Source organism: Pseudooceanicola aquaeponti (assembly GCF_050897975.1).
Taxonomy (GTDB): domain Bacteria; phylum Pseudomonadota; class Alphaproteobacteria; order Rhodobacterales; family Rhodobacteraceae; genus Pseudooceanicola.
This window is the reverse complement of record NZ_JBPAXY010000004.1, coordinates 402,089-417,976: the sequence shown is the minus strand read 5'-3', so window position 1 is coordinate 417,976 and position 15,888 is coordinate 402,089. Positions and strand designations below refer to the sequence as shown.

Below are 15,888 nucleotides of genomic sequence, written 5' to 3'. Positions count from 1 at the left end.
CCTAGACCAGACGCGCGGCCCGGTCCATGGGCGCGTGCCTCAGGCCCGCGCGCCGCTGTCGCGGTCGAAAAGATGCGCGGCCTCGGCGTCGTATTCCAGCCAGATGGCCTCGCCCGGGCTGGGCAGCCCCTCGGCCCGGGGCGCCACGGCGGTCAGACGGCCCAGGGGGCTTTCGCAATGCAGCACGAACTCGGACCCGGTCATCTCGCTCAGCGCCAGACGCGCCTCGATGGCGGGCGCCTGGGGGCGGGCGCGGTGCAGGCGCAGGGCCTCGGGGCGCAGGCCCAGATCCACGTCGCGCGGGCCGCGCCAGCCCTCCAGCGCCTCGGCGGCGACAAAGTTCATCGTCGGCGCGCCCAGGAACCCCGCGACAAAGCGGTTGGCGGGCCGGTCGTAGATCGCGCCGGGGGTGTCAAACTGTTGCAGATAGCCGTCCTTCATCACCGCGATCCGGTCGGCGAGGCTCAGCGCCTCGGTCTGGTCATGGGTGACAAAGACGATGGTGGCGCCCAGCTGGCGGTGCAGATCCTTGATCTCGGTCCGCATGGCGACGCGCAAGGCGTTGTCGAGGTTCGACAGCGGCTCATCCATCAGGAAGGTCGAGCTGTTGCGGGCCATGGCGCGCCCCATGGCGACCCGCTGGCGCTGGCCGCCCGACAGGGCGCCGGGCTTGCGGTCAAGATAGGGGGTCAGTTGCAGCATCTCGGCCACCTCGCGGGCGCGGGCCAGACGTTCGCGTTTCGGCACTCGGCGCAGCTCCAGCCCGAAGGCGATGTTCTGTTCCACCGTCATATGCGGATAGAGCGCGTAGTTCTGAAAGATCATCGCGATGTCGCGGTCCTGCGGGGCCAGGTCATTGGCGCGGGTGCCGCCGATGACGATATCGCCGGAACTGGCCGCCTCCAGCCCGGCGATCAGCCGCAGCAGAGTGGATTTGCCACAGCCCGAGGGGCCGACGATGACCACGAACTCGCCCGCGGCGATGGACAGGTCGACCCCGTGCAGCACCTCGGGACCGTTGGCATAGGATTTGCGGATCTGGGTCAGCTCGATCGAACTCATGTCTCGGCCTCCGTTTGGCGGGCGGTCTGGCGGGTGCTTTGGTGGGCGGCGCGGCGGGCGATGGCCAGGCTGGGCCGGTCGGTGGTGAAGACCTTCACCCCCATCTCCAGCGCGCGGTCGATCTGGGCGGCTTCATGGGCGCCCCAGCATCCGAAATCCACCCCGGCGGCGCGCACCCGGTCGCGTAAGGCGCAGGTGGCGGTGTCGATGTTCACACCGATCTCGGCGATGCCATGCATGGCGCAGACCTCCAGCACCCCGGCGGCGCCCAGCTGGGTCAGCACGGGCGGGCTGACCAGCCACAGGCAGGGCCGGTCAGAGGCCGCTTGCAGCGCATCCACCGTCTCGATCAGGAAGGAGGAAAAGCCGGTGCGATGCAGCATCCCGCGCCGCTCCAGCTCGGCCACCACGCGGGGGGCGAAACCGGGATAGGCCAGGCCGCCCGGCCCCGGCTTCAGCTCGCAGCGGAAAGACACATGGCTCTCCCGGTAGATCTCGCAGAGCTCGGCCAGCGAGATGGGATGGCCGCCCGCGCCATAGTCGATGGTGGCGGCGCGCACCTGGGCCTCGGTCAGGTCGCGGATCGCGCCGGTGGCATCGGTGGTGCGGTCCAGGGTGGCGTCGTGGTGCACCATGATGGCCCCGTCCGCCGTGGGGTGGAGGTCGAACTCGACCTCCTCCAGTGCCATCGCGGCCGTGGCGCGGAACCCCTGCGGGGTACTGTCGCCGAACTCCAACGTGCCGCCCCGGTGCGAGGCGATGCGGGTCACATCATAGGTCATGGGCATCTTCTTCTTGGTCTTGTCATCGGTGGGAAGGGCGGACAGCGGGCCGGTCATTTCACCGCCCCCATGGTGATGCCGCGCACCAGGTGGCGTTCCACCAGCACGAAGCCCAGCAGGACGGGCAGGATGGTGATCGTCGAGGCGGCCATCACCAGCGGCCAGTCGATCACGTCTTCGCCCGGGTTGATCCGGTAAAGCCGCGCCAGGCCAACCTGGAGGGTGTAGAGATCCTCTTTGCCGATGGCGACCAGCGGCCAGATGTAGTTGTTCCATTCGCTGATGAAGAGGTGCAGCCCCATCGAGAAGATCGCCGGTTTCGAGATCGGCACGATCACCCGCCAGAGCACCTGAAAGGCATTGGCCCCGTCCATATAGGCCGCCTCGTCCAGGGCGCGGGGGATGCCCTTGATGTACTGGCGCAGGAAGAAGGCGGCGAAGCCCGAGGAAATGGCGGGCAGGATCAGGCCCGCGTAGCTGTCCAGCAGCCCCGCCTTGGCCAGGGTCAGGTAGTTGGGGATCAGGGTGATATGGCTGGGGATCATCAGCGTCGCCACCACGGCGGCAAAGGCCAGGTTGCCGCCCCGAAAGCTGTAGCGGGCAAAGGCATAGGCGGCCATGGTCGCCACGGCGATCCCCGCCAGGGTCACCACCCCCGACACGATCAGCGAATTCAGCAGGTAGCGGGCGAAGTTGTATTCGGCCACCGCCACCTCGTAGTTCGACAGGGTGAAGTCGAGGTGCCCGGCGTAATAGGCATCCGCCGTCTGAAAGCTCATCCAGATGGAATAGAGGACGGGCGACAGGAACAGCAGCCCCGCGGCCAGCACCAGGATATTGACCGCCCAGAGGCCGCGCATGGGTTTTGTGTCAGGCTTCATAGTGAACCCTCCGCCCGATGACCCGGGCCTTGAGGACCGCAAGGGCGATCAGGAAGACGAACAGAAGGACCGCCAGCGCCGAACCGGTGCCGATGTCGAACAGCGTGAACCCCACGCGGTAGAGCATGTTGACGATCATGTCGGTGGCGCCCGCCGGGCCGCCATGGGTCATGACGTTGACGATGGTGAAGACCTGGAAGGCGTCGATCACCGAGACCACCAGCAGGAAATAGGTGGTGGGCATGACCAGCGGCATGGTCACCCGGCGGAAGACGTGGAACCGCCGTCCGCCATCGACCGAGGCCGCGTCGTAAAGCTCGACCGGCACCGCCTGAAGGCCCGCGATATAGATGATGATGTCATAGCCCAGCTGTTTCCAGGTGTTGACGAAGATGATCACGTAAAGCGCCAGCTGCGGGTCCTGCATCCATTGCACCCGCTCGAATCCCAGCCAGGCGAGGGCGGCATTGATCATCCCGTAGTCGGTCGAGAAGACCCAGGAAAAGACCACCGCGATGGATACGGTCGAGGTGACCGAGGGCAGGAACAGCGCCCCGCGCATCAGCCGCGACACGATGGTTTCGCGCACCAGATAGCTGGCAATGGCCAGTGCCAGCGCCAGGCGCAGCGGCACCGAGATCAGGGCGAAGATCGCCGTCACCTTCACCGAGTTCCAGAAGTCGCGCGAGGTCAGCAACAGGGTGTAATTGTCCAGCCCGACCCAGGGTTTCGTGGGCGACATGAAATCCCATTCGCGGAACGACAGGTTCACGCTTTGCAGGATCGGCACATAGGTAAAGACCGCCAGGAAGGCCATCAGCGGCAGGATGAAAAGATAGGGTGTCAGTTTGCGCAGCATGGGCAGGCGGACCTTTCGGGCGGACCGTGGGAACGGACCTGGACGGGCAACAGGGGCCCGGACGAACCGGGCCCCTGCCGTTGGTGCCGGGGGATTACTTGGCCAGACGCTCGGCCTCGGCGCGGGTGCGCGCGGCGAAATCGTCCAGCGTTTCGGTGGCCTCGCGCTGGCCCAGGGCCATGGCCTGCCACATGTCGTATTCGGTGGCGCGCATCCAGGTCACCACCGGGGGACGCGGGCGGCCCTTGGCGAAGGGCAGCTGTTCGATGGCGACGCGGATCCCGGGCTGGGTTTCCAGCGCCTCGGCGGCCAGGGGCTGCTCGGCGGTGTGCTGGTTGATCGGCATGTAGCCGGTGGCGGCAAACCAGATGGCGTTGGATTCGGCGGAAGCGGCGTAAGAGATGAACTTCCACGCGGCGTCCTTCACCTCCTCCTCGGCCGAGGACAGGATGCCGATGCCCGCGCCGCCGATCGGCACCCGGCAGACCTTGTTGCAGGGCATGGGCGCCACCACCAGGTCGTCGCCCAGGGCGGTGACCGAACGGCCATAGTTGCCGGTCGAATTCATCATCATGCCGACCTTGCCGGCCAGGAAGGCGTCGCGCCCCTGGTTCTCGGTGGTCACGCCATCGGCCGAGGCGACGCCATGTTCATGCACCAGCGAGGCCATCCATTCGTAGGCCTCCACGGTGTTGGGCGCGTCCAGCAGGATCTCGCCCGAGACGCTGTCGATCATGTCGCTGTCGTTGCTCATGATCAGGCCCCAGCGGGCGAACTGCCCCGGCGCGGCGATACCGCTGATGCCTTCGTCGCCCAGCTCGGCCTGCACCTGCTGCGCCACGGCCAGCACGTCGGCGTAGCTGTCCAGCTTCGGCTCTTCCGGCACGCCCGCGCGCTCCAGGATGGCCTTGTTGTAGTACAGGACCGGGGTGGAGGAGTTGAAGGGCACGATATAATTCTTGCCGTCGAACACGCCGACCTCGCGGGCGAAGTCGAACAGGTCGTCCTTCAGCGGGTCGTTCTCGACGTAGTCGGTCAGGTCCATCAGCACGCCACGGTCGGCGAAGAGGCCGTAGCGGGTCACCTCCATGATCACCGCGTCGGGTTCGCGGCCCGCCGGGATCGAGGCCTGAAGCTTGGCCACGATGTCGTTGTAGTTGCCGATATGCTGGGCGTCGATGGTGATGCCCGGGTTGGCGGCCTCGAAATTGTCGATGATCTGGTCCAGGGCCTCGCCCGCGTTCTTCGAGAAGCTGTGCCAGAATTCGACGGTCACATCCGCGAAGGACATCGAGGTCGAGCCGAGCAGCGCCACCAGGCCCAGGCCGGCAAGTTTGGGAAGTTTCGCAACCATGTCAGGGGTCCTTTTGCAATTTGGATTGCAGTTTCTTCGCAGCCCGGCCTAGAGGCGGAATATGACGGCGCCCCGAAACCTGGGTGAAGCTTTTGCGACAGGCGCGCCCTGTCATCTTTGTTTTATGGAATTTCCATTCAGTTTCGACGCCGATCCGCGTCAGCCGCGTGCCCGGATAGATATGCAATACCGATTGCACGCACCATTGCGAATTTCCTCTGCCACCCCACCAAGTGACCCGCCGGTCAGCGCCCCGGGCGTGCTATCCTGCCCCCGGGCCGCCTATTTCGCGGGCCGTGACGCAGCACAGATTTCATCGAAGGGATTTCCCATGGCCTATTACCAATCGCTGAAACATGACGCCCGGACCTACCCCCGGGGCCGCGCCGCCCCCGGTCAGGCGGGCTGGATCGCCGACCGCCTGCTGCGCCTGCGCGCCCTGCTGAACGGGCAGATCACCGCGCGGCGGCGCCCCGACAGCCTGATCATCGGGTCCTGGAACATCCGCCATTTCGACGGCGGCCGCCCGCGCCTGCACGAAAGCTTTCACTACATCGCCGAGATCATCGACCATTTCGACATCTGCGCCGTGCAGGAGGTGAAGAACATCGAGGCGATCGAACGGCTGATGCGCCTGCTGGGCCCCAGCTGGACCTATTTCATCAACGACAGTTCCGGCGGCGGGCGCGGCAATCACGAACGCATGGCCTTTCTCTACAACCGCAACCGGGTGTCCTTCCGCCACCTGGCGGGCGAGCTGGTCCTGCCGCAGGACCGCCCTGCCCGGCGGCGAGCAGATCGCCCGCACTCCCTTCTTTGCCGCCTTCCAGGCGGGTTGGTTCCGCTTCACCCTCTGTTCGGCCCATATCGTCTTCAACGAAGAGGCCGGGCGCCCCCTGCGCGAGGATGAGATCCGCGTCATCGCCGCCGAGATGGCCCGCCGTGCCCGGGCCCAGGACGAGGTGCATGTCTTCCTAGGCGACATGAACATCGAGGATCACGCGGCGCCGGGGATGCGCGCCCTGCTGGAGGCGGGCTTCGAGGTGCCGGATCTGGGGCCGACCTCGCTGTCGGGGCGGCATTACTACGACCAGATCGCCTTTGTCGGCCCGGCGCAGAAGACCCGGATGCTGGAACGCGGCGTGGTGCGCTGGCCCGATGCGGTCTTTCGCGATGACGAGGGGCCGGAGTACGAGCAGATCGCCCGGCTGATGCGCGACGCCCGCGACCAGGCTGAGGTCACCCGCCTGCTGCGCGAGGCCCCCGACAGCGGCACCCCCTATGACAACTGGGCGCGCAGCTATCCCAGCTGGCGCACCCACGAGATGTCGGACCACCTGCCGGTCTGGATCGAGCTGGAGGTCGACTATTCCAACGAATACCTGCGCGACATCGGCTAGGCCGCTGTCCTGAACCGCCTTCAGGCCAGGGCGCGGCGCAGATCCAGCGCGGCGATCATCTCGCTGCGCTCGCCCGCCATCGCACCGGCCAGGATCCCGGCGGTGACAGGGCCCAGGGTGAACCCCTGGTGGCCATGGCCGAAATGCGCCCAAAGGCCGGGCTGGCCCGGCACCTCGCCCAGCACCGGCAACATGCCGGGCAGACAGGGACGGGTGCCGAACCAGGGCTCGGGTTCCACCGCGTCACCCAGCTCGAACATCTCGCGCGCCCGCGCCTCGGCCCGGGCCAGCTGGCTGCGGTTCACAGGCGCGTCCATCGGCACCAGTTCGGCCCCGGTGGCCACGCGCAGGCCTGCGCGCATGGGCGACATGACGGCGGACACCTCGGTGTCCATGAAGGGCAGGTTCAGGGTCCGCTCGCCCTTAAAATGCAGGTGATAGCCGCGCTTGGCCACCATGGGCACCCGGGCGCCGAAGGGTTTCAGGGCGGCGGGGGTCCAGGGGCCCAGGGCCAGCACCACGCGAGCGGCCTGGATCGGGCCGGTCTCGCCGGTGACGCGCCAGCCCGCGCCCGCGCGGGTCAGCGTGCCCGCATCGGCCCGCGCCAGGCTGCCGCCCTGGCGTTCAAACAGCGCCGCATAGGCCGCGACCAGCGCGCCGGGATCGGCACAGGCCCAGCAGTCGCGCCAGTCGATGGCGCCCGCATAGGGGGCGCGCAGCCCCGGTTCGGCCCGCGCCAGGGCGGCGCCATCCATCACCTCGATCTCGATCCCCCAGGTCCGCACCTGCCGTTCGGCATCGGCCCGCGCCGCGTCAAAGGCCCGCGCGCTGCGCCAGCCCTGGCGAAAGCCGCGCGGGCGCATCAGGTTCCCCGCCCCCGCCGCTGCCACCAACGGTTCGTGGTCGGGCACCGCCCGGGCGATCAGCTGGGCATAGATGGCCGAGATCGCCGCATGGCGCGCGGGCCGCGACTGGGCCAGATAGCGCAGAAGCGCGCCCGCCTGCCCCAGCACCCCCGCCGGGGTCCAGCGCACGGCGTTCTCGGCGCCCAGCCCCAGGCGCAACAGCGCCAGCGGGTTGGTGGGCAGGGCGTAGGGTTCCATCGCCTCGCCCTGGATGATGCCCGCATTACCATAGCTGGTCTCGCGCCCCGGCGCGCGACGGTCGGCCAGCACCACGTCCAGCCCCCGCGCCTGCAAGGCCAGCGCGCTGGCGGTGCCGACCATGCCGGCCCCCAGAACGATCACATCGGCCATTGGCGCCTCCTTCCTCGATCCCATTTGGGGAAACCTAGCGGGCAGAGGGGACGGGTTTCAATGGGGGGAGGGAGCGGAACGGAGAAAGGGCGCCCGGCGGGGCGCCCTTGGAAGGGATGTGGGACCTTTGCCCTGGGCTCCGCCCGTTCGGCCCTGAAACGCTCCCCCGGAGCGTTTCCGAGACGCCTACCCCGGGGCTCCGCCCGTTCGCGGCTGAAACCCTCCCCCGGAGGGTTTCCGAGACGCCGCTCACCCCATGCTCGACCGATGCGCCCAGCCGGTCATGCGGCGTTCGACCCAGGCCATGATGGCGTACATGACGATGCCCTCGATCGCCAGCATCACCAGCCCCGCGAAGACCAGCGGCACGTTGAACCGGCTTTGCGCGGCGGCCATCATGTTGCCCAGCCCGGTGTTCGAACCCACGGTTTCCGACAGCACCGACCCGACAAAGGCCAGGGTGATCGCCACCTTCAGCGAGGCGAAGAAATAGGGCATCGAGCGCGGAATCCCGACCTTGATCATGATATCCATCTTCTTGGCGCCCAGGGCGCGCAGGATGTCCTCGGTCTCGGGCTCGATGGTGGCCAGGCCCGTGGCCACGTTCACCACGATGGGGAAGAAAGAGATCAGGAAGGCGGTGATGATCGCCGGGATCGAGCCGATGCCGAACCAGATGATCAGGATCGGCACCACGGCGACCTTCGGAATGGCGTTGAAGCCGATCATCAGCGGGTAAAGACCCGCGTAGATCGACCGCGACCAGCCGATCAGCAGACCGATGGCCAGACCGCCCACCATGGCCAGGACGAAGCCCAAGAGGGTGGTGTAAAGCGTCTGGAGCGAGTTGGACCAGATCGGCCCCCAGTATTGCACGATGGCCGCGGCGATGCGCGACGGCGCGGGCAGGAAGGTGACGGGCAGGTTGAAGATCCAGACGGCGGCTTCCCAGACGGCGAACAGCCCGGCGGTATAGATCCAGGGCGCCAGTTGGACGAAGGTCAGGCCCTTGCGTTCGGTACTCATGCGTTGTCCCTCGCCCGGGCAATCTCGGAATGCAGGTCCTGCACCAGATGGTTGAAGTCGTTGTCGTAAAGCAGATCCAGCTGGCGCGGGCGCGCAAAGGGCACCTTGTGATCGGCGATCACCCGACCGGGCCGCGCCGACAGCACCAGGATCCGGTCCGCCAGGAAGGCGCTTTCGCGCAGGTCGTGGGTCACCAGCATGACGGTCACGTCGGTATCGGCGTGCAGGTCGCGGATCACGCACCACAGCTCTTCGCGGGTGAAGGCATCCAGCGCGCCGAAGGGCTCGTCCAGCATCAGCAGCTCGGGTTCATGGATCAGCGCGCGGCACAGGTTGGCGCGCTGCTGCATCCCGCCCGACAGCTGCCAGGGATACTTCGCGCCGAACCCCTTCAGCCCCACCAGTTCCAGCAGGTGCTCGGCCCGTTCGACGTATTCCTTGCGGTGGCTGCGGATGCGCTTGCGGTGCTTCTCGACGATTTCCAACGGCAGCAGGATATTGTCCAGCGTCGTGCGCCAGGGCAGCATGATCGGGTTCTGAAAGGCCATGCCGACAATGGAAATGGGCTTGGTCACTTCCTTGCCCGCCACCACCACGGCGCCCTTCTGCGGGCGTTGCAGGCCGGTCGTCAGCTTCATCAGCGTGGACTTGCCGCAGCCCGAGGGGCCGACCACGGCGACAAACTCGCCGCGGTCCATTTTCACGTTCAACCCAGAGACCGCCAGGGTGCCCTCGGGGCCCCCGTAACGCATCTCCACGTCGTCGATATTCACAAGATGCATCTGGGCAGTCTTTCCGGGTCTGTCGCCTGGCCGGGGGGCTGGCCCCGCCGCCAGGCAGGTCTTGCTTACTTCAGCATCCGCTCTTCAGCGGCGGGCAGGTAGGAGCTGTCGAAGACATCCTCGGGCGAGATCTCGTCAGAGATGCCCATGGAGACCTTCAGCTGCTCGATGGAGGAGGCCAGACGCTCGGCATCGACACCGCCCATGCCGTTTTCCTGCACGTAGGGGGTCAGGATGTTGCCGTCGATGGCCATTTGCAGACGTTCCTGCTCGACGCCCACGTCCAGGGTGCCATCGCGCTTGGCGACAGCAGCCGCACCGGCGGCGGGGTCTTCGATGGCGGCGGCAAAGCCCTTGATCACGGCGCGCAGCAGGCCGGTGACGGCCTCGGGGTGCTCGGCGGCGAAGGTCTCGTTGGCCAGGATGGCGTTGCCGTAGAGGTTCAGGCCGTGGTCGGCCATCAGGATCTCGACGATGTCATCGGCGGGGGTGCCCTGGGCCTTCAGGTTCAGGATGACCGAGAAGGTAAAGCCGAAGACGCCGTCGACGTCGCCATTGGCCAGCATCGGTTCACGCACCGGGAAGCCGATGGATTCGATGGTGATCGCGCTGTCGTCGATGCCCGCCACATCCTTGAAGATCGGCCATTGGGCCCAAGCGCCATCCGGCGGCGGCGCGCCCAGCTTGCGGCCTTCGACCGACTTGGGATCCTCGGTGATGCCCAGGGACTTGCGGCCCACGATGCCGAAGGTCGGCTTGTCATAGACCATGCCGACGCCGATCACCGGCTGGGCGGGATCCTCGTCGAGGAACTTCACCAGGCTGTTCAGATCGCCAAAGCCCATGTCGTAAAGGCCCGAGGCCACGCGCGGGATGGTGTTCACCGAGCCGGTGCCGGTGTCGATGGTCACGTTCAGGCCTTCCTCGGCGAAATAGCCCAGGTCCTCGGCCAGCAGGAAGCCCGCGGCGGGGCCTTCGAACCGCCAGTCGAGGGCGAATTTGACGTCGGTGTCGGCCAGGGCGCCCAGGGTCGATGCCCCCAGGGCCAGGGCGGAGATCATCGGGATGGCTTTGCTGCCCAGATACATGTGATGTCCTGTCCGTTGAATGGGTTAGGTCGCAACGCGTCGGCGGCACCCCGAAGGGCGGGCCATGGCCTCGCATGGGATAGACAGATCACCCGTGCGGCAACGCATCCAGACCAGAAATTGGGTCATTGCGTTCTAATTTTTCGCACACACACGCAGAAGGCGTAAGGGCATCCCGGGCGCTCTCGTCGCTGCGACCCGGGGCCTGCGCAGGCGCGCCGGGCGCGCGCGGCCCTAGCCCGGCTGGCCGCCGGTTTCGGCCCATTCCTGCAAAGACCCCCGCAATTGTTGAGAGAAATTGGCCGCCGCCACCGAAACGGCGGCATCGGCGGCCCCGGCAATCAGGCGCTGCGGGCGGATTCCGGGGTCGGTCAGCGGCACGAAAACCAGCCGCCCGTCGCGCAAATGGTCCTCGATCCCCACCGGGGTCATGATGCCAACCGCCCCGCCACGCGCCACATGGGCGATCATATAGGCGACGGAAGAGCTTACAAATTGTGCATTCAGGCGCAGATCCCGGGTTTCCAGCACATGGTCGATCTCGCGGGCAATCGAGGTGGCGCCATCGGGCAGCACCAGGTCATAGCCCAGCAGATGGTCCAGTTTCACCGAGCGGCGCTGCGCGATCGGGTGGTCGGGCGTGGCGATGACGCCCAGGGGGAAGTCTGCGCTGGCCACCTGGCGCAGCGACAGGCGCGGCGGCGGGTTGAAGATCAGGCACAGATCGGCGCGGTCCTCGACCACCTCGCGCACGCATTGGTCCATGTCAAACTCGCGCACATGGAACTCGACCCGGGGGTAGCGCTGCGAAAAGGCATGGATGGCGGCGGGCAGAAGGCCCCACAGCGGACTGGCCACAGAGGCGATGGTGACCTTGCCCCGGGTGCCGGTCTTCAGCTGGCCGATCTCGGAGACCGCGCGGTCATACTCCCGCAGGGTGCCCCGGATATGCATCAGCAGGATTTCCCCCGCCGCCGTGGGCCGCATCCCGCGCGGCAGGCGCTCGAACAGGGGCACGCCCAGGTCCGCCTCCAGCTCCAGCACATAGCGGTTGATGGCCGAGGGGGCGATGTTCACCGCCTCGGCGGCGGCGCGGATCGACCCGTGGCGGGCCACCGCATCAATGTAGCGCAGGGCGCGGTTGTGCATCTGTCGTCCCCCGTGTTCGTCCCGGCCCCACCCTAGGCCCGCCCCCGCAAAGCGTACACATTTTTCGATGCGCTTCGCCGCAAAACGGCACTTTTTCCGCACACACAGGCCAGGCCATATCCGGGCCAGCCCCAGACAGGAGAGACCCATGGCCCCGCGCACCCAGATCCCCGAAGACCGCCCCAGCGACGAGGCTATCGCGGGCTTTCGCACCGGCATGGCGCCCTTCTGGCACCCGGTGATGGAAAGCGCGGCCCTGACCGACGCCCCCGCCCCGGTCGAACTGCTGGGCCGCCGCCTGGTGCTGGCGCGGTTCGAGGGCGCGGTGCATGTCTTTCCCGACACCTGCTCGCATTTCCAGGCGCAGCTGTCGCTGGGCAAGGTGGTCGTGGTCGACGGTAAACCGGCGCTGCAATGCCCCTATCACGGCTGGGCCTTCGGCGCGGGCGGGCGCTGTGCCCGCATCCCGCAGCTGCCCGAGGGGCGCGCCATTCCCGCCGCCGCCGACATCCCCGCCTTCCGCGCCCGCGAGGCCTACGGGCTGATCTGGGTCTGCCTGGAGGCCGAGGCGACCTTCGACCTGCCCCCCTTCCCCGAATATGACGACGACAGCTTCCGCAAGGTGCGCCTGGCGGAACCCGAGGATACCGCCACCTCCTCGACCCGTATGATCATGGGCACGCTGGACGACACCCATTTCCCCTGGGTCCACGAGGGCATCCTGGGCGATCAGGACCATCCCGAGCCGCCCGACCACGAGGTCTGGCGCGAGGGTAGCCAGCTGGTGCTTCGCTATGCGGCGGAACAGCCCGCGGGGATCTTCAACGGCGGCGGCGCGGCGGAGGATGGGCCGGTGCAGCTGCTTTATACCGACTATGTGGGGATGCCCAACGTGATCCGCCTGGTGAAGGACAGCCCCGGCGGGCGTTACGTGATCTGGCTGGCCACCTGCCCGCTGGACTGGAACCGCACCCGCAACTTCTGGATCTTCGCGCGCAACTACGACCTGGCGCCCGAAAGCGACGCCACCTTCACCGAGATGGCCGCCCATGTGCGGATGCAGGACAAGCCGATCATCGAAAGCCAGCGGCCCTGGCTGCTGCCGCCTTTCTGGGCCAAGGTCGAACTGCCGATCCGCCCGGGCGATCTGCCGCTGATCCAGTACCAGAAATGGCTGGAGGAGCTGGGCATCGTCACCGCGATCTGATCCGCCCCCTGATCCCCGCGCCCCCGGGGCTTGCGCCCCCGGGCCTTTCTCGGGACAACGGGGGCAAAGACAGGAGGATGTGATGAAACTGATGCGTATCGGCGCCCCGGGCGCGGAAAAGCCCGCCTTGCTGCACGGCGATGGCACCTGGCGCGACCTTTCCGGCGTGGTCGAGGACATCGCCGGCGCCGCGCTGACCCCCGACGGGCTGGCCCGGATCGCGGCGGCCGACGCCCAGGCCCTGCCGGTGCTGGACCCCGGCGCCCGGATCGGCCCCTGTGTCGGCCAGGTGGGCAAGATGATGTGCATCGGCCTGAACTATGCCGATCACGCCGCCGAGGCGGGGATGGACCTGCCCGAGGAACCGATCCTCTTCATGAAGGCCAATTCGGCCATCTGCGGCCCCAATGACCCGCTGATCATCCCCAAGGGCAGCACCGCCACCGACTGGGAGGTCGAACTGGGCGTGGTCATCGGCCAGACCGCCCGCTATATCGACCCGGCCCAGGCGATGGAGCATGTGGCGGGCTATTGCCTGGTCAACGACGTCTCCGAACGCGATTTCCAGCAGAAACGCTCTGGCCAGTGGGTGAAGGGCAAGTCGGCGGATAGTTTCGGCCCCCTGGGCCCCTGGATGGTCACCCGCGACGAGATCGCCGACCCGCAGGATCTGGCCATGTGGCTGGAGGTGGACGGCCACCGCTATCAGGACGGCTCGACCGCGACGATGGTCTTTGGCGTGGCCCATCTGGTAGCCTATCTGAGCCAGTTCATGACCCTGCATCCGGGCGATGTGATCTCGACCGGCACGCCGCCGGGGGTAGGCATGGGGCAAAAGCCCGATCCGGTCTACCTACGCCCCGGCCAGACCCTGCGCCTGGGCATCGAAGGGCTGGGCGAGCAGTGCCAGACCACCGTGCCCTGGGACGCGGTCTGAGGGCCCGGGCGGCACCCGTCGGGTCAGCAAAGGCCCGGTGGAGACGCGGTCACGGGTCGCGGCGGGCCTTCTCGGCGCTGACCAGCAGCTTGACGAATTCCACCACCCGCGGCGGGCGGAAGCGGGCCGGGGCGTAAAGAATGTGGATCCCGCCCTCGGGCAGGTGCCAGTCCGGCAGAAGCGGCACCAGATCGCCGCTGGCCAGCGGATCGGCAACAAGGAAGTCCGGCAGGATCGCCGCGCCCAGCCCCGCCAGCGCCCCGGCCAGAACCGCCGGGGTCGTGGTGATGGCCGCGACCACGTCCGGCCGGATCCGGTCGCGCTGCTCTGCCCCTTTCGAGAACTCCTGGCCGAGGTGATCGCGCAGGGCCGAATTGCGGACGAAGGGCCAGCCCTCCAGCTCCTTGGGACAGGTCGGGGCGGGATAGCGCGCGGCCAGTGCCGGGCTGGCCACCAGGCGCTGCGTGAAACGACCGACGCGGCGCGACTTCAGGCTGGAATCCGGCGGCCAGCCCAGGCGGATCGACAGATCCCAGTTGCCGCTGTGAAGATCGACGATGCTGTCGCTGAGATCCAGCGCCACCCGGCAGGCCGGATGCAACGCCCGGAACTGCGCCAGCACCGGCACCAGAAAGCTTTGCCCATAGTCCAGTGGCGCCGCGATCCGCAGGACGCCCGAGGGCGCCTCCCATTTCGAGCGCAGGGTTTCCTGGGCGCTTTCGGCCTCTGCCAGGATCTGCCGGGCGTGCCCCAGCAACAGCTCGCCATCCTCGGTCAGCGCGACGCTGCGGGTCGTGCGCACGAACAGCGACACGCCCAACTCATCCTCCAGCCGTGCCACCTGGGCGCTGACCACCGCCTTGGTCAGGCCCAGACGTTCGGCCGCGCGGGTAAAGGAACCGGCCTCGGCGACGGCAAGGAAATGGGGCAGGCGATCAAGCTTCAGCATGGGCAGGGCGTAGCGGCAACCGTATGCCATATCAATACAATTAATCGCATTTTATAGGCCTACTGACATACGATCATCGGAGCTACCTCTGGGTCATCAAAATGATGCAGCCACAGGAAGGCACCGCAATGACCCGCAAATTCCGTTTCGCCGCCACCACCGCGCTGGCCCTCGTCCTGGGCCAGGGCGCCCTGGCCGAGGTGCCCTCGACCGTGGGCGCCACCTACCGCGCCGAATCCGCCACCCAGGCGCTGGCCCCGGGCGAGAAGATCGAGAACCTCTTCACCAAGAACATGACCCAGGCCTTCGTCCTGCAAAAGCTGACCGACCGGGTCTATTTCTATCAGGGCGGCTTTTACGGCACCGTCTTCTACGTCGGTGACGAGGGCGTGCTGCTGTTCGACGCGCTGGAAGGTCAGGGCGCGGGCCTGCTGGAGGCCATCGCCGAGGTGACCGACCTGCCGGTCACCGCCCTTGTCTACAGCCACAACCACGCCGACCACATCCAGGACGCGCCGGTGATCCTCGCGGCCTTCCCCGAGGCCGAGGTGATCGCCACCGCCGCCACCGCCGCGCAGATGGAAAAGCTGGGCTCCGGCCACCCTGCACCGACCCGTGTTCTGGGCACGGACGAGACCAGCTTTGCCTTCGAGGGGCTGACCGTCGACGTGATCGCCGCCGAGGATGACGCCCACGCCCATGACCATTCGATCTTCTACCTGGAAGGCGAAAAGGTCGCGCATATCCCCGATGTCATCAACCCCGACCAGCCGCCCTTCTGGTCCTTCGCCGGCTCGGCCTCTTACCTGGGCTACCGTCAGCTGGTCGAACAGATCGGCGCGCTGGACTGGGACTATCTGTCGGGCGGGCACGGCAATGTCGGCGCCCATGAGGACATCGCCTTCTACCTGCAATTCCTCGACGATCTCGAGGCCGCCGTGGGTCAGGCCATGGGCGAGGTGCCCTGGGGCTTTGGCGTGGATACCGCGACGCTGACCGCCCATACCCCGATGCTGCCCGCCTGGTACGACGAGATCGCCCGTCGCGCCACCGAGAGCTTGCGCGACACATACGGCGCCTACTACGGTTTCGAGGCAGCAACTCCGGCCAATGCCGAAATGGTGGCCGAATACCTGTTCAGCTACCGCTAAGCGCC

At 67.3% G+C, this 15,888-nt stretch carries 16 protein-coding genes; 5 read left to right on the top strand and 11 right to left on the bottom strand.

Going from position 1 to position 15,888, the window contains the following annotated elements:
* Positions 1–39 precede the first annotated feature (39 nt).
* From ACRARE_RS11845 to ACRARE_RS11825, 5 genes are all read right to left on the bottom strand, one after another.
* Positions 40–1,062, bottom strand: coding sequence for an ABC transporter ATP-binding protein (locus ACRARE_RS11845; protein WP_432656648.1), 1,023 nt, complete (start codon positions 1,060–1,062; stop codon positions 40–42).
* Positions 1,059–1,901: a glycerophosphodiester phosphodiesterase family protein gene (locus ACRARE_RS11840; RefSeq protein WP_432656647.1), complete on the bottom strand. Its 843-nt coding sequence runs from the start codon at positions 1,899–1,901 to the stop codon at positions 1,059–1,061. The genes ACRARE_RS11845 and ACRARE_RS11840 overlap by 4 nt, the downstream gene beginning before the upstream one ends.
* Positions 1,898–2,725 carry a carbohydrate ABC transporter permease gene (locus ACRARE_RS11835; RefSeq protein ID WP_432656646.1) on the bottom strand — a complete coding sequence of 276 codons (828 nt, stop codon included), beginning with the start codon at positions 2,723–2,725 and terminating at the stop codon, positions 1,898–1,900. The genes ACRARE_RS11840 and ACRARE_RS11835 overlap by 4 nt, the downstream gene beginning before the upstream one ends.
* Positions 2,715–3,584, bottom strand: a complete 870-nt coding sequence (locus tag ACRARE_RS11830) for a carbohydrate ABC transporter permease (RefSeq protein WP_432656645.1) — start codon at positions 3,582–3,584, stop codon at positions 2,715–2,717. Before ACRARE_RS11830 ends, ACRARE_RS11835 begins: the two co-directional genes overlap by 11 nt.
* Positions 3,585–3,678: 94 nt before the next feature.
* The gene (locus ACRARE_RS11825) at positions 3,679–4,938 is read right to left on the bottom strand and encodes an ABC transporter substrate-binding protein (protein WP_432656644.1); all 1,260 of its coding nucleotides are present in this window, start codon (positions 4,936–4,938) and stop codon (positions 3,679–3,681) included.
* Between the two features lie 331 nt (positions 4,939–5,269).
* On the opposite strand from ACRARE_RS11825, the gene ACRARE_RS11820 reads away from it, so the two are divergent.
* A complete protein-coding gene (locus ACRARE_RS11820; protein ID WP_432656643.1) occupies positions 5,270–5,848 on the top strand; it encodes an endonuclease/exonuclease/phosphatase family protein in 579 nt (192 codons plus the stop codon).
* A gap of 22 nt (positions 5,849–5,870) precedes the next feature.
* A complete protein-coding gene (locus tag ACRARE_RS11815; RefSeq protein ID WP_432656642.1) occupies positions 5,871–6,338 on the top strand; it encodes an exonuclease/endonuclease/phosphatase family protein in 468 nt (155 codons plus the stop codon).
* 20 nt (positions 6,339–6,358) lie between these two features.
* On the opposite strand, the gene ACRARE_RS11810 is transcribed toward ACRARE_RS11815, so the two are convergent.
* The 5 genes from ACRARE_RS11810 to ACRARE_RS11790 form a co-directional block, all read right to left on the bottom strand.
* Entirely contained in the window at positions 6,359–7,594 is a 1,236-nt protein-coding gene (locus ACRARE_RS11810) for an NAD(P)/FAD-dependent oxidoreductase (RefSeq protein WP_432656641.1), read from the bottom strand.
* A gap of 249 nt (positions 7,595–7,843) precedes the next feature.
* Positions 7,844–8,620 carry an ABC transporter permease gene (locus ACRARE_RS11805; protein WP_432656640.1) on the bottom strand — a complete coding sequence of 259 codons (777 nt, stop codon included), beginning with the start codon at positions 8,618–8,620 and terminating at the stop codon, positions 7,844–7,846.
* Complete coding sequence (locus ACRARE_RS11800; protein ID WP_432656639.1) at positions 8,617–9,402, bottom strand: ABC transporter ATP-binding protein; 786 nt, start codon at positions 9,400–9,402, stop codon at positions 8,617–8,619. Before ACRARE_RS11800 ends, ACRARE_RS11805 begins: the two co-directional genes overlap by 4 nt.
* Before the next feature lie 65 nt (positions 9,403–9,467).
* Positions 9,468–10,490, bottom strand: a complete 1,023-nt coding sequence (locus tag ACRARE_RS11795) for an ABC transporter substrate-binding protein (RefSeq protein WP_432656638.1) — start codon at positions 10,488–10,490, stop codon at positions 9,468–9,470.
* Positions 10,491–10,724: 234 nt separating this feature from the next.
* Positions 10,725–11,639, bottom strand: coding sequence for a LysR family transcriptional regulator (locus ACRARE_RS11790; RefSeq protein WP_432656637.1), 915 nt, complete (start codon positions 11,637–11,639; stop codon positions 10,725–10,727).
* A 148-nt stretch (positions 11,640–11,787) separates the two neighbouring features.
* Here ACRARE_RS11790 and ACRARE_RS11785 point away from each other — a divergent pair, with 148 nt between their 5' ends.
* Positions 11,788–12,846, top strand: coding sequence for a Rieske 2Fe-2S domain-containing protein (locus ACRARE_RS11785; protein WP_432656636.1), 1,059 nt, complete (start codon positions 11,788–11,790; stop codon positions 12,844–12,846).
* Positions 12,847–12,928: 82 nt separating this feature from the next.
* A complete protein-coding gene (locus tag ACRARE_RS11780; protein ID WP_432656635.1) occupies positions 12,929–13,783 on the top strand; it encodes a fumarylacetoacetate hydrolase family protein in 855 nt (284 codons plus the stop codon).
* Positions 13,784–13,832: 49 nt separating this feature from the next.
* On the opposite strand, the gene ACRARE_RS11775 is transcribed toward ACRARE_RS11780, so the two are convergent.
* The gene (locus tag ACRARE_RS11775) at positions 13,833–14,762 is read right to left on the bottom strand and encodes a LysR family transcriptional regulator (protein ID WP_432656634.1); all 930 of its coding nucleotides are present in this window, start codon (positions 14,760–14,762) and stop codon (positions 13,833–13,835) included.
* A gap of 98 nt (positions 14,763–14,860) precedes the next feature.
* On the opposite strand from ACRARE_RS11775, the gene ACRARE_RS11770 reads away from it, so the two are divergent.
* Positions 14,861–15,883: an MBL fold metallo-hydrolase gene (locus ACRARE_RS11770; protein WP_432656633.1), complete on the top strand. Its 1,023-nt coding sequence runs from the start codon at positions 14,861–14,863 to the stop codon at positions 15,881–15,883.
* Positions 15,884–15,888: the final 5 nt, after the last annotated feature.